At 37.7% G+C, this 13,965-nt stretch carries 11 protein-coding genes and 2 pseudogenes; 10 read left to right on the top strand and 3 right to left on the bottom strand.

The window, feature by feature from the left end; translation table 11 throughout:
• Nucleotides 1-3 precede the first annotated feature (3 nt).
• From SAUT_RS00415 to SAUT_RS00400, 4 genes are all read left to right on the top strand, one after another.
• Nucleotides 4-567, top strand: coding sequence for a lipid-binding SYLF domain-containing protein (locus SAUT_RS00415; RefSeq protein ID WP_013325885.1), 564 nt, complete (start codon nt 4-6; stop codon nt 565-567).
• 15 nt (nt 568-582) lie between these two features.
• A complete protein-coding gene (locus tag SAUT_RS00410; protein ID WP_013325884.1) occupies nt 583-1,392 on the top strand; it encodes a peptide deformylase in 810 nt (269 codons plus the stop codon).
• A gap of 23 nt (nt 1,393-1,415) precedes the next feature.
• Nucleotides 1,416-2,471 carry a nicotinate-nucleotide--dimethylbenzimidazole phosphoribosyltransferase gene (locus SAUT_RS00405; RefSeq protein ID WP_013325883.1) on the top strand — a complete coding sequence of 352 codons (1,056 nt, stop codon included), beginning with the start codon at nt 1,416-1,418 and terminating at the stop codon, nt 2,469-2,471.
• A 61-nt stretch (nt 2,472-2,532) separates the two neighbouring features.
• A complete protein-coding gene (locus SAUT_RS00400) occupies nt 2,533-4,122 on the top strand; it encodes a methyl-accepting chemotaxis protein (RefSeq protein WP_013325882.1) in 1,590 nt (529 codons plus the stop codon).
• A gap of 12 nt (nt 4,123-4,134) precedes the next feature.
• Here SAUT_RS00400 and SAUT_RS00395 read toward each other — a convergent pair whose 3' ends face one another.
• Nucleotides 4,135-6,930, bottom strand: a complete 2,796-nt coding sequence (locus SAUT_RS00395; RefSeq protein WP_013325881.1) for an SUV3 domain-containing protein — start codon at nt 6,928-6,930, stop codon at nt 4,135-4,137.
• A 125-nt stretch (nt 6,931-7,055) separates the two neighbouring features.
• On the opposite strand from SAUT_RS00395, the gene SAUT_RS00390 reads away from it, so the two are divergent.
• Nucleotides 7,056-7,376 carry a hypothetical protein gene (locus SAUT_RS00390; protein ID WP_013325880.1) on the top strand — a complete coding sequence of 107 codons (321 nt, stop codon included), beginning with the start codon at nt 7,056-7,058 and terminating at the stop codon, nt 7,374-7,376.
• Nucleotides 7,366-7,551, top strand: a pseudogene (locus SAUT_RS11455) (DUF309 domain-containing protein); the annotation flags it as partial. The gene SAUT_RS00390 and the pseudogene SAUT_RS11455, both read left to right, overlap by 11 nt.
• A gap of 83 nt (nt 7,552-7,634) precedes the next feature.
• Here the strand turns inward: SAUT_RS11455 and SAUT_RS00380 are convergent.
• Nucleotides 7,635-8,768 (bottom strand): MFS transporter, encoded by a 1,134-nt coding sequence (locus tag SAUT_RS00380; RefSeq protein ID WP_013325878.1) that lies wholly within the window; start codon nt 8,766-8,768, stop codon nt 7,635-7,637.
• Between the two features lie 82 nt (nt 8,769-8,850).
• Here SAUT_RS00380 and SAUT_RS00375 point away from each other — a divergent pair, with 82 nt between their 5' ends.
• The 4 genes and pseudogenes from SAUT_RS00375 (at nt 8,851) to SAUT_RS00365 (ending at nt 12,421) form a co-directional block, all read left to right on the top strand.
• Nucleotides 8,851-9,336 (top strand): PAS domain-containing protein, encoded by a 486-nt coding sequence (locus SAUT_RS00375; protein ID WP_013325877.1) that lies wholly within the window; start codon nt 8,851-8,853, stop codon nt 9,334-9,336.
• Nucleotides 9,305-10,294, top strand: a pseudogene (locus tag SAUT_RS11600) (methyl-accepting chemotaxis protein); the annotation flags it as partial. The gene SAUT_RS00375 and the pseudogene SAUT_RS11600, both read left to right, overlap by 32 nt.
• A complete protein-coding gene (locus SAUT_RS11445; RefSeq protein WP_425358063.1) occupies nt 10,271-10,741 on the top strand; it encodes a CZB domain-containing protein in 471 nt (156 codons plus the stop codon). The pseudogene SAUT_RS11600 and the gene SAUT_RS11445, both read left to right, overlap by 24 nt.
• A gap of 180 nt (nt 10,742-10,921) precedes the next feature.
• Entirely contained in the window at nt 10,922-12,421 is a 1,500-nt protein-coding gene (locus SAUT_RS00365; RefSeq protein ID WP_013325875.1) for a B12-binding domain-containing radical SAM protein, read from the top strand.
• On the opposite strand, the gene SAUT_RS00360 is transcribed toward SAUT_RS00365, so the two are convergent.
• Nucleotides 12,422-13,918, bottom strand: a complete 1,497-nt coding sequence (locus SAUT_RS00360; RefSeq protein WP_013325874.1) for an HD domain-containing phosphohydrolase — start codon at nt 13,916-13,918, stop codon at nt 12,422-12,424. It abuts the gene before it with no gap.
• Nucleotides 13,919-13,965: the final 47 nt, after the last annotated feature.

Below are 13,965 nucleotides of genomic sequence, written 5' to 3'. Positions count from 1 at the left end.
ACAATGAAAAAACTTAAAATTACTGCACTCCTGTTTACATTTATCTTACTTTTTTCCGGTTTTTGGTCGGGCAATTCAAATGCCGATAAAAAACAAGCACGTATCAAACAAAGCAAAAAGACACTGGCATTGTTATATAAACATGCACCTGAAGCAAAAAAGCTCCTTGCGAAATCCTACGGCTATGCTACTTTTAGCAGTGCCGGCGTAAATCTTATTTTTGTTTCCGCAGAAGGCGGTACAGGAATGGCACACAATAACAAAACAGGAAAAAATATCTATATGAATATGGCTTCCGCGGGAGTAGGTTTAGGACTCGGCGTAAAAGATTTCCGTATCGTATTTTTATTTGCAAATAAAAAAATTTTTGACAACTTTGTAAATAAAGGCTGGGAAGCAAACGCACAGGCAGATGCGGCGGCAAAAGCAAGTGAACACGGCGGAGCTGTCAATGCTTCTGTAACGGTAGCACCGGGCATGAGAATCTATAAATTGACAAAAAACGGTCTGGCTCTGCAGGCAACTATTCAGGGAACAAAATACTGGAAAGACAGCGATTTAAATTAAAAAGGAACTATACTCATGGTAAAAGAGATTATAAAATACCCGACAACACCAAGTTTGGAGTTTGGTGCAAATGTCAGGCACTTCAATCAAGAACTTTTTGATTTGATAAAAGATTTAAAAGATACAATAGAGGCAAACAATTTAGATGCACTCTCTGCTTTTCAAATAGGCTCGCCTTATGCCGTTATTGTTATAAAAAAAGATGACGGAGAATTTTTGGAATTAATCAATCCAAGGATTATTAAACGTGAGGGAACGATCACTCCTGTAGAATCAACAGCTTACTTTCCGGGTCTGAGTGCTAAAACAAAACGGTATGAAAAAATAAAACTGATGTATGAAGACAGAGATGCAAACCAGCAGTTTTTAGAAGCTGAGGGTGATTTAGCCGTCACCATACAAAGAAAACTTGACTATGTTTTCGGCTCAAATTTCAGGGTGAGACTTGATGACAATGAACGAAAACTTTTAGACTCAAAGCTTGAATTTGGAACAGATGCCATTACAGACAACGGCTGTCCTACCACATTTAAACGAGACAAATTACTGCATCTTATAAAATTTGTCTTTGTTGCATCACTTTTAGCACTGATTACAAAATTCTTTTTATCTGAAGAAAACCTCTCTATTTTAAAAAGCGCAGAAAATTATGCAATGCTGAGTATACTTATTCTGACTGTCATCTACTTTTTTTATGCAATACATGAAGGCAAACAGTATAAAAACTGTTCATCATGTCAAATAGGAAATATTATAGGGGTTACAGGTATAACTTTAGCTAAGTTATTGGTACTTTTTGGGGCAAATTACTTTTTACTTTGGTAAAATTACAAAAAAAGATTTTATTTATGCAAACATACAACATACTGACAAATGATTTAGATTCCCTGCCTGAGGGCAAAGCTGACTTTTTACTCGCAGCCAGTGTTACAAAGACTTGTGAAATAGAAGGCATAACACAAGCCGGAATTCCCGGCATGATTCCTCTTACCCCTACACTTGATGCGGAATTCATTACAAATGAAAAAGTGTTTTCACTCGGTGAACTTGCTGAAACACCCACAGGTGTACCGACACCCGCACTTATTACCCGTGCCGTACATAACCTAACACCTTTTAGCACTATAGAAATTTTAAATTTGGGACTCACAGCAGAGCCTCAAAACTGCACCGTGCACCACTTTGATATAAAACCCTCCCAAGCAATAAATGAGGGTGCAGATATTAATGCAAAAGAAGTTTTTGTAAAAGGCATGGAATTTGGAAAATCATATGAGCTTAAAGGGAACTATCTTATTCTTGGGGAGAGTACACCCGCAGGCACAACGACAGCAACAGCTTCAGCCTTGGCGCTCGGCTATGACTGTGCAGATGATTTTTCCTCAAGTTTCTTACATGTACCCAATAACATTAAAACACAAACGATAAACCAAGCACTAAGTTTAATCAATAAAGATATGACAAGTTTTGAAAAACTTGGCATAGTAAGCGACAATATGCTCATTTTTTGTGCCGGATTCTTACTTGAAGCCTCGAAACGATTCCAGATTGTTTTAGCCGGCGGAACACAGATGGCAGCGTGTTTGTTAATTGCTGACAAGCTCAGAGAAGATGTTTTAATGCGTGTAAAACATGACAACATTACATTGGCAACAACACAATGGGTCACACAAGATAAAAATTCAAATATTGCCCATATACTCGAGCAGTTAAGCTACAAACCTCATGCGATTTATGCAACATTTAACTTTAAAAATACAGCAATACCAATACTTAAAAAGTATGACGAAGGCGAAGCTAAAGAGGGTGTGGGTGCTGGATCCTGTCTGGCATATGCAAACAAAAACACCATCACAAATCAAACACTTTTAGAACAAATTGAGTATTTAATATACAGTATGTAACATTATAAAGACTTTTTTTAGTTATAATTATTTAAAATTTTAAATCTAGTAAGGTCTCTTTATGTTAGCATCAGTAAAATCAAAAGTAATTCTTTCCATTGTCTCTCTGAGTATCCTCGGACTCATTGGGATGTCTTATTATCTCTCTTCGACACTGCACAGTCTTTCAAATACTACGGCAAAAAAATCTTTAAAGATGCTCAGTGAATCAATCTTTCAAACTATGACAACAAGCATGATGATGGGTGATCCTGAAGTTGTTGAAACTGCCTTTAAAAGTGCAAAAGGTATTGATGGAATTGCTGACTTGAAAATTACTAAATCAAAGGCAGTTATAGAGGTATATGCTCCGAATGAAAAGTACACTACAGACCCTCTGCTAAGTGATGTCTTACAAAACAAAACGACAAAAATCATTGAAAGTGATGAAAACGGTAATCACATCATTCGTATGATTAAACCCATGATTGCGGAGCAGAGATGTCTGCAGTGCCACTATAATGCACAGGTTGGTTATGCACTTGGTGCAATGGACTTGACAATATCTCTTGATAAAAACGACGATGCAATCACTCAAACCAATACAACACTTATTATCTCTTTAATTATCGGCGGTATTGCTTTTAGTATTGTAGCTTTAATCTTTTTTGGCCGTGAAATTTTCACACCGCTGAATAATCTCAAAGAGAGAATTGCAGACCTTGTCAGCGGAGACAAAGACTTAACAAAACGACTTGCACATAAAAAAGGCAATGAGTTTGGAGAAACAGCCAATGAAGTCAACCATTTTATCCAAATGATTCAATCTACTGTCAATGAAGTGAAATCTTTGGGTGAACAAAACAATGAAATTGCTTCTGAAATTGAAATTTCCTCACATGTAATACGCAAAGGCGTACAGCAAGAGAGAGAAATCGTTTCACAAACAAGCCAAAAAAGTGAAGATATTCAAAATATTTTAGATGAAACCATACAAGCTGCAACGACAACACAAGAGACTATAATAGAAGCAGAAAAAGAACTGGCAAAAGCACATAATTCATTGGCGAACTTGAACAATGAAGTAGAAACTTTTGTAGAAAGTGAAAATGAACTCTCTAACGAACTTTTAGTCCTTAAAAATGATGCCGATCAGGTCAAAGATGTACTCAATGTTATCAAAGAGATAGCAGAACAGACAAATCTTCTCGCACTCAACGCTGCTATTGAAGCAGCACGTGCGGGTGAACACGGACGCGGGTTTGCCGTTGTTGCCGATGAAGTAAGAAAGCTTGCAGAACGTACACAAAAAAGTTTGGCAGAGATAGATATAAGCGTAAGCACCATTGTTCAGGCAATCAATGATGTCAGTGATAAAATGACAATAAATGCGCAAAATATAGAAGCACTTGTCAATATATCTGATGATGTCGAGCAAAAAATTTCACTCACTTCTAATGCGATGCAAACATCAACACAAATGGCAAACAAATCAAAAAATGATAGTGAAAAAATGTCTCAAAACATTCAAGAGATTATTTCCTATATTGGAAAAATTGAAACACTCTCAACAGCTAACGGTACAAGTGTTATGAGTATTGAAAGTGATTTACAAAAACTCGTGCATGTCGCTTCATCTTTACAAGAAACTATTGACGAGTTTAAAAGTTAGACACGAAAAGATTTAGCGCGGTGAGCGCCTGTGCCCTCTTTTATGCACATAATTCTTTTTAAAACACGACTGGCAGATACTGTATTTTGAATTTGTCGGCAATGCCGTACCACAGAGTTTACAGGTCTGTGCAAGCTGTGTTTGTCTGAGTGTCTCTTCTATATACTTGTTCAAAACGCCTCTGTATGCCCTTGCTTTGTTTTCATCTACAAAATACTCATTAAAACGATAACTCAGCCACAAATACAAAGAAATCTCTTTAACCATATCTTCCGCACGCAGGAGTTCTTCCGAGGTTTGTGCATACGAACCTGTCAGCTTGGGTGCATGATAATAGACCGGCTCTTTTTTCTCCAAAGCATTGATATAACGCTCATAAGCGCTGATAATATAAGCTGATTTTAAAGTCAAAGGGGCACAGGCGAGATGATACTTTGTTGCAATATCCAAATCATAGCTGTCTACTATACGCGATGCTTCAAGCATATCATCAAGTGAAGCTGCATAAAAAGGACCGTCAAAAACCATATTTTTTATAAAAAATCGCAAAATTTCTTCTAAAGAATTTTCTTCCAATATTGTGCTGACGAGTTTTATGTGTTCCAAATTTGCCATAACCTTAAAAGGAACATTTATCTCTTTTGCTCTCTTATTAAAATTCTTCTTGACTATATTCAAAGCATCTGCATGCAAAGCTCCGACATACCCGTTTTCATGCAGACCGTAACGCCCTGCCCGTCCTGCAATCTGATGTATTTCTGATGGAAAAAGATTTCTTTGTATGATACCATCAAATTTTTCGGCTTTTGAAAACAGCACAGTTTTTATAGGCAGATTCATACCCATTGCTATTGCATCTGTCGCAACAAGTATTTGCGTTTCACCTTCTCGAAAACGCCTTGCCTCTTCACGTCTGACTTCGGGAGAAAGGTTCCCGTACACTACACTTACTTCAAAATCTTTTGAAAAATTCTGCTTCAGCCTTAAAACATCTTTTCTGCTAAAGGCGATAATGGCAGTTGCTGCTTCTACATCTTTTGGGTGTGTCGGTTTTTCTAAAAGTTCCAGAGGATTTTTTCGTTCAAACTCTCTTATTTCAAGCTCCTCGCCCAAATACTCCGCAAGTGCAATAATCGCCTCTTTGACATTTGGCGAGCCCGTCATAATGACCTCTTTTGCAGGAGCACCGATAATAGCATTTGCCCATGCCCAGCCGCGGTCTCTGTCATCTATCATTTGTACTTCATCTATGACACAGACATCAACATCCACATCATAATTCATCATCTCAATCGTTGAACTGATGTGTGTTGCCTCGTCATCAAGAATCTGCTCTTCACCTGTTATGAGCGAGCTTTCAATACCCTCTGCTTTGAGCGTTTCATACCCCTCCAGCGCCAAAAGCCGCAAAGGTGCAAGATAATAGCCCGTGTCAGCTTCTTTAAGAGCTTGCATTGCTTCATAAGTTTTACCGCTGTTTGTAGGACCGATATGCAGTACAAGTTTTCTCTGCATACTCCGCGCAATCGGAAACAGGTTTTTAAAATCACGAATAGTGCGAGCCAAAAGTTCCTGACGCTGCTTTTTAATCAATTCATCATGAATTGAGTGCAAAAATCTGCGTGTTATTTTTCTGTGTATTTTAGGTGTAATAGTCAACGTCATCGGCAGCAGTTCAAACAAAAACTCATAGACTCTTTCATGCAGTTCTTCGGGTGTAAAGTGCAGCAGCTGTGCATATTCTGCACACTCTTTTACCAGCGCGTCAAGAGAGAGCAAAAAGTCATCTTCATGCTCTTTTTTTACCTCTGCCAAAATAGTATCAAAGTTAAATCGCTTTGAGTTCCATATCTCTTCTAAAAGACCGTCAAGCTCTACATGTAACTCCAATTTATAAGAAAATTTCTTATCGCTGTAAGGCAGATTTACCTGCTCATTTAGACGGATTAAAACCTCTTCATCATGAAGTTCAACACCCTCGGCATCTATTTTAGCTTTAATAATATTTTTTAAAACCTTGTGTGATATTAACGGATAGTTTACTTTTGATTTTGGAGGCGATGCCCGCAGGGAATCCAAAATCTCTTTGGTGCTCAAATAAGAATGAGGATGCTTTAAAGAGCTTAAAAATTTGTTAATACTCTGCTGCTTTTGCTTGAGTGTTGTAACTTTATCCTGCCCTATTTTTTCTACTATTGCCTCAAAAGGCGCAGTTTCGATGTACTCATAAGAATAAGGCTTGGTTTTAAGTGTCAAAATCTTATGAAAACTTTGCTCATACAGCTCATACTTTAATGAAGCATTGAACTCAAAGCAGTCATCCAAATCAAACAGTCCCTCTAACTCGCGTTCAAGCTTCTCTTTTTTCATCTCAAAACGAATATGACGCAGAGATGATTCCATTTTTTCTATTGTGATTTTTTTGCTTCTGACATTGGCATAAGCTTCATGCAGACGCACAGCCTCTTCCTGGTTAACATCAAGTTCTTCTAAAATAGCATTGATTTTATCTTCTCTGTCAAACCCCACATGTTCTTTTGGTTTTTCTGACTTGTACACCCGTCCGTCACTCTCAAAAAAGTTAAGAATATCATGACGCATACCGCTGTCTGCTTCACTCCAAATCATTCGGAGTGTTTTTACCATCAATGTTTTATTGTGGTCTATATCATATATGCCCAGTGTTGCAAAAAGTTCACTGAGTGTTTTTGCTTCAACACGTTCTATCCCCACATCAAAAGGGTCATCATCAAAATATTTTTTAATTCTTTGGTTAATTTTACTATTTTTTTTATTTTTTCTTGCCATATAGAGATTATAACACAAGTTTAGCAGTTACAAAGCAACTCAGCCTAGATTAAAACCTAGGTTCCGAGAAAAGTTTAATGCTACTTTTTAAATAAAATATAAAAGAGCTGCTATATAATAGTCGTATGAATTATCCCAACGAATGGACTCAAAAAGAGTTTTTACAAAATAAAAAAAAATTAGCACAGAAAGATGTAGATGTTCTCCTTGTTGACACTATTTTATCGCCTATTGAAAAAGCGGACACGATTACTTACAATCCTTATGAACTCAAACAATACCCACAGGGAAGCGTCTTTGTTTTTTACTGCGATACAGGAAAAGCAACACTTGACAGGCTGGGAGAGTACAAGCAAAAGTTTCCCCAGTACACTTGTATTTCGCTCAAAGGCGGACGCGGATACTGGAGAAAAAATATGATGCTTTTGGAAGAAGATGATGCATAAACATATACAAAAGTTTACAAAATGCTTGAATGAAGAGCGTTTCTATGATGCCCATGAAGCGCTTGAAGAAGCGTGGTTTCCGCGTCGTTTTGAAGATGACAAAGAGGTAAAACTGCTCAAAGGTTTCATTAATGCTTCAGTCAGTTTTGAACTTTTAAAGCGTGGCAGAGAACAACAGAGCAAAAAAGTCTGGGCAAACTACCTCAAGTACAGACCTTATATATTTGAAATTGACTCGGCGTATCAAAACAGTTATTATCAGCTTTCTCGACTTATAGAACAGCGCAGATTTTCAATTTTTTTATCATTTACAGCCATAAAAAGCAAAAACGCTCCAAACGCCATCAGACTTGATGTCAAAAACAAATATTTCGGATAATACTCATAAACATACCCGGCAATAAGCGCCCCGCCAAGACCTCCAAACCCGTAAGTCAACCCTGAAAAAAGCTGCTGAGAAAGGCTTTTATGCTTATACAGATGAAAAAGATAGCTGATAGCCGCCGTGTGAAAGAGTGCGAAACTCAGTGCATGCAGGGCCTGAGAGAAAAAGAGAATCGCTAAGTTCTGAGGGAATAAAAAAACCAAAAACCATCGCAAAACAGTTGCCAGTGCCGTAAAACGCAGTAAATTCAGCAGATTTCCCCGCAAAAGTCCGCCTTGAAAGAAAAACATCAGTACTTCAATCAACACACCGAAACTCCATAAATATACCGTCATATCCAAACTAATGCCATGGTCTGTTTCATAAATCGTAAAAAAGTTGTAAAAAGAGCCAAAACTCATCTGTACCAAGATAAGTCCGCCCCAAAGTCTCCAATCTTTAAATATATTTATATCATTTTTGACATGTTCTTCTTTAGCATAGGTTGTATCGGGTGCACGGTGCAATACCTTATAAGCAACAAAAGCAGTCAAAAGAGTCAAAACAAGCAAAAAATCAAGTGCCACATAGGCAGAACTTAAAAACTTCACCAAAACAAGTGCGACTGCTATAAAACCCAAAGAACCGAAAAGCCGTACTTTGCCGTAACGTTCTTTGCCGATACTGTGCAAAGAAATTACTTCCACAAAAGGCAGCATCAGACTCATGCCCAGTCCGAGAAAGACATTTGAGAGCAATAATGCATAAAAATGTTCCAAAGAGAAGTAAAAAGAGAGCGCACTTGCAACGACAATAAACAAAGAGCTCTTAAAAATTGTGGCATTTAGTGTCAGTCCACGCATAAACAAAAAAGGCAGGATAAAGCGCACTAAAGGCGATGCCGCAAAGATAATACCTATCTCACTTGCATCATACCCCACACCGCTGAGAACTTTTGGTAAAAATATAATGTATATTCCTACAATGGAAAAATAAAAATAATAAAAAACAGACAATAATACGAACATAGCTTTCCTTATCACAAATTATAGCAATAATGAAATAAATATATGCTACAATATCCGCGAGTAACATTAAGAAAGGAAAATAATGGTAAGAGAATTAGGTGAAAATGACTTTATTGTCTCTAAGACAGATACAAAAGGCCGTATCACATATGTCAATAAAAATTTTATGAATTTAGCAGAATACACAGAAGAGGAACTCCTTGGAAAGCCTCACAGCATTATTCGTCATCCAGATATGCCAAAAGCAGTTTTTAAACTGCTTTGGGACAGAATTCAGGCAAAAGAGGAAATTTTTGCCTTTGTTGTGAACAAAACAAAGAACAACAACTCTTACTGGGTGTATGCCAACGTAACACCTTCTCTGGATGAACGCGGCAATATAATCGGATATTACTCAGTCAGAAGAAAACCCAATGCGCAGGCACTTGAAGCAATCAAACCAATTTACAGCAAAATGCTTCAGGCTGAAAAAAGCGGCGGCGTGGAATCAGGCATGAAAATTTTAACAGATTTACTAGATCAAGAAGGAGTCAGCTATGATGAATACATCATCTCTCTTCAAAAATAATCAGGCACTTGTACTTTTTGCAAGTCTTATCGGCGTTGGCATTTATGCTCTTTTTAGTGCAAGTTACATTTTAGGGGCACTTGTTTTCATTATAGTCATTGCAACACTTTTTATTCCGAGTGCCGCAACTGCTAAAAACTCAACTATCTTAGATAATGCAGAAAAAATTTTAACAGATGCGGCACAGGGAAAACTCGAAGGACGTATCACACACATTCCAAATGATGACTCACGTGATGCCAAAATTGCCTGGGCGGTTAATAATATGCTTGACCAAATAGAAGCATTTATGCGCGATACCGAAACTACTATAGAAGCTGCTTCTGTCGGGAAAACATACAGACATACCTATCCGCAAGGGCTACACGGGCTCTTTCATAATACTTCAGAAAAAGTCAAAAAAGCCATCAAATCTATTGCAAACGGTTATAGAACAAAAATGCTTGGCGAGCTTTCACATGAGTTTACAAACCTTGGTGGTGGTATAGGAGAAGGTCTTGCTATCATTCAAACAGATTTAACAAGTTCATCGAATGAAGCGAAAGAGATTGTCGATGTTTCACAACAAACGGCAGAACAGGCAACAGGAAGTCTCAACAGCGTTCTTGAAATAGGCCAAAGACTCAACACTCTTGTTGAGCTTATCTCCTCTTCACATGAGGGTATCGTCAACCTGGAAGGCCGTTCACGTGATATTTCAGAAGTTGTAGGTCTGATTAAAGATATAGCGGACCAGACAAATCTGCTTGCACTCAATGCTGCCATAGAAGCAGCGCGTGCCGGTGAGCATGGACGCGGTTTTGCCGTCGTTGCCGATGAAGTAAGAAAACTTGCAGAACGTACGCAAAAAGCAACAACGGAGATAGAAATCAACATATCAACGCTCCAGCAAGAAGCCAACGATATGCGAGGCAACTCTGATGAAATCAGTACAATTGCGCAAGAATCAAATGAAGTAATTCATGAATTTGAAAATACATTCTCAGAACTTAATGAACAGGCTAATTCAGCACACACTACAGCTATCGGAATCCAAAACCGCCTCTTTACGACACTTGTAAAGGTTGACCATATTTTATTTAAATCAAATGCATATTCAACCGTGCTCAATGAAGATGCGGACAAAGAGTTCCCTGACCATAAACACTGTAGAATGGGGAAATGGTACTTAGGTATCGGTCAAGAGCGCTTCGGAAATACCTCTGCCTTTAGAAAAATGGATGTGCCGCATGCAACTGTCCATGACAACGTTGCTAAGAACATGGCATATGTAAAGGAAGGCAGTATATTAAAAGCGAACCATCCTCAAATAATCACTGATAATTTCAGAGTGATGGAAAATGCTTCACATGAACTCTTTAAAGATTTAGATTTAATGCTTGAGGAGTATGAACAAAAGGGGTGATTTTACGCTATTTACCTAACATTAACTTATAATAAATATAATTCTATATCTCAATTATGTTTTCCCCTTTCATAAAAGAGATATATACTCCTATAAATTTTTAAAACGGTCGAGTTTTCCCCCTTTTTATTCTCGGCTGTTTTTCCTCCATCTTTGTAAAATCTATGTTACACTTCCTTTATGAAAATTATACTAACCACTTTAAACTCACGATTTACCCATTCAGCTATCGGTCTACGTTACCTTTATGCGAATATGCAAGAACTAAAAAACAATACAAATATACTTGAATTCAGCATCAATGATGCCATTCAAACAATTGCAGAAAAACTGCTTATAAACAAGCCCGACATTATAGGCATAGGCGTCTATATATGGAATGCTTCTGAGGTACATGAACTTATTCACATTATCAAAAAAGTATCTCCTCAAACACGCATAATTCTTGGCGGTCCCGAGGTCACCTACCAGCCTTTTCGTGTAAATTTTGATGACGCGGACTACATTATACAGGGTGAAGGTGACTTGGCTTTTTATGAACTGTGTAAAAAAATCATCAATGAAGAAAAGGTCGATAAAATCATCAAAATGAGTGCGCCAAATCTCAAAGAGATACAACTGCCTTACATGTACTATACAGATGATGACATCAAAAACCGTTACATTTATGTAGAAATTTCACGAGGCTGCCCTTTTGAGTGTGAGTTTTGCCTCTCTTCTATGGATGAGAAAGTGCGGGCATTTGAGCTTGATGAAGTTTTGGCCGAATTTGAAAAACTCTGGGAGCGAGGTGCGAGAAATTTTAAATTTGTAGACAGAACCTTTAACCTCAATATGAAAGCGGCAAACAAAATCTTAGACTTTTTTTTAGAAAAAGAGCCGCCCTACTTTGCCCATTTTGAAGTGATACCCGACCATTTCCCCGCATCTTTGCGTGAAAAAATAAAACGCTTTGCTCCCGGTGCTTTGCAGCTTGAAATCGGTATACAGACACTCAACCCTGTAATTGCAAACAACATATCAAGACAGCTCAAACTTGATAAAATCAAAGATAATATTCGCTTCTTGGAAAATGAAACAACAGCACATATTCATCTTGATTTGATTGTTGGACTGCCGGGCGAGAGTTTAGAGAGTTTTGGACGTAATTTAGATGAACTGATGAGCATGAGCAGCTGTGAAATTCAAATAGGCATCCTCAAAAAACTCTCCGGCACGCAGATCAACCGCCATGATATAGAAGAGGGTATGGTTTACAGCGATATTCCGCCTTATGATATTTTAAAAAATAATCAACTCAGTTTCCTTGATATTCAAATAATGAAACGCTTTGCAAGGTTTTGGGACCTCTACTACAACAGCGGAAACTTTAAAACAAGCCTGCTGCTGCTTTGGCAGGAGACAAGCATTTATGAAAATTTTTATGCTTTTGGATTGTGGATTTATGAGCAGACAGACTCTACCTGGAAAATTTCACTCCAACGCCAGGGAGAACTCCTGTTTTCTTATCTGAGTGAGGTGAAAAAACTTGACAGACAAAATGTAGCCGATGCAATGCTGGAAGATATGATGAAACTCAAAGGAAGAGCCGTTCCGGCTTATCTTAAACCTTTTGCAGATGATTTTCAAACCAATGCAAAGCTGGGCACTTCAGGATTTAACAAACGACAGCAGGCATAATCAAAGTTTTTCTAAATCATCTACAGTTATAGTTTTTTTTGCAACCAGAGAAAGTTCCAGCATATCAGATTCTATGATAGTTTCAGCCAAAATTTCTTTGATTTGCTGCTCTATTTCTGTCATGTTGCATTCTCCGTTATCAAGTATGGCAAAATCATCTCCAAAAATTCTAAAAACCATAGATAAGTCAAAACATCTTTGTAAAGATTTTGCAATTTTTTCTAACACTGCGTCACCTTTTTTCCATCCGGAATCTTTGTTATAACGCGAAAAATTTTTCAGCCGTAGAAGATGCAGCTTTGTATATTTTATATCATAAGAATTTTGGCTCAAAATAACATCAAGATAACTTTGATTGTACAAATCGGTCAGGCTGTCTTTGTAAAAATAGGCAAAACGCTCTTTTTCTATCTCGGTATGGGGCAGTTGATTTATATCTTCAGCAATAACCACATCTTTGAGTACTCGCAATGCTGCTTTGACAGCATCAGAATCATACTGGCTTGTACCAAGGCTTTGTATTTCATCAAGTGCCTCTTGACATGTTTTTCGACCCTTATATATTCTGTTGGTTGTCATGGCATCAAAGGTATCCGCAATCATCATCACTTTTGCAAGTTTGTCAATCTCATTCGCCTCAATGCCCCTCGGATATCCGCTGCCGTCGCAGCGTTCATGATGATCGCGTACCGTATCGGCGAGATCTTTATACATTGGGATATTTGCCAAAAGTCTATACCCGACCTGGGGATGTTCTTGAATCAGTTTATATTCCAGAGCATTTAATTTTTTAGGTTTTAAAAGCACTACATCCGGCGTTACGATTTTGCCGATATCATGCAAAATTCCGGCTCTGTAAATCTGATCGCATTCTTCTTCGCTACAATCCATCTCTTTGGCTATCATTTTAGAATAGTTCGCAACTCTTTGCGAGTGTCCGGCTGTGTAAGTATCTCTCTCTTCTATGAGTTTTACCATAGCCAGGAGTGTTTTTTCATAATTATCATGCTGAAAATGTATCATGGAACTAAGCTCGGCTGTTTTTTGTTCCACCATGCGCTGCAGAGTTTTTTTGTATGCCTCGTTCTCTTGCATTACTTCTAATTTTTCACTTGTTTTATAAAGTTCATAATTAAGCTGTTCATAATCAAACGGTTTCACAATATAACCATCCACGCCTATTTTAATAGCCTGTGACATATAATCAGATCCGCTGTGCGCAGTTGTAATCAAAACAGCCTGAGAGGGATTTATCTCTCGAATCTTTTGCAACATCTCTATACCGTTCATTTTAGGCATGGACAAATCTGTTATGACTATGTCATATTGCCCTTTTTTGTACGTTTGCAGACCCTCTTCTCCATCATTCGCGGTTGTCACTTGAGAAAATAAATTTTTCAAATACTCAGCCAGTGCATTTTGTACGGAGATGTCATCTTCTACATATAGAACTTTAAATTTTTTTGCTAATGCTTGTAACTCTTTTAAATTTATCATACGCCAATCTTATCAAAATTATGCTAATATATACAAATATTGGAGTG

Source organism: Sulfurimonas autotrophica DSM 16294 (assembly GCF_000147355.1).
GTDB classification, from domain to species: Bacteria; Campylobacterota; Campylobacteria; order Campylobacterales; family Sulfurimonadaceae; genus Sulfurimonas; species Sulfurimonas autotrophica.
Note: the sequence above shows the minus strand (reverse complement) of the source record. Positions and strands in the feature narration are given on the sequence as shown.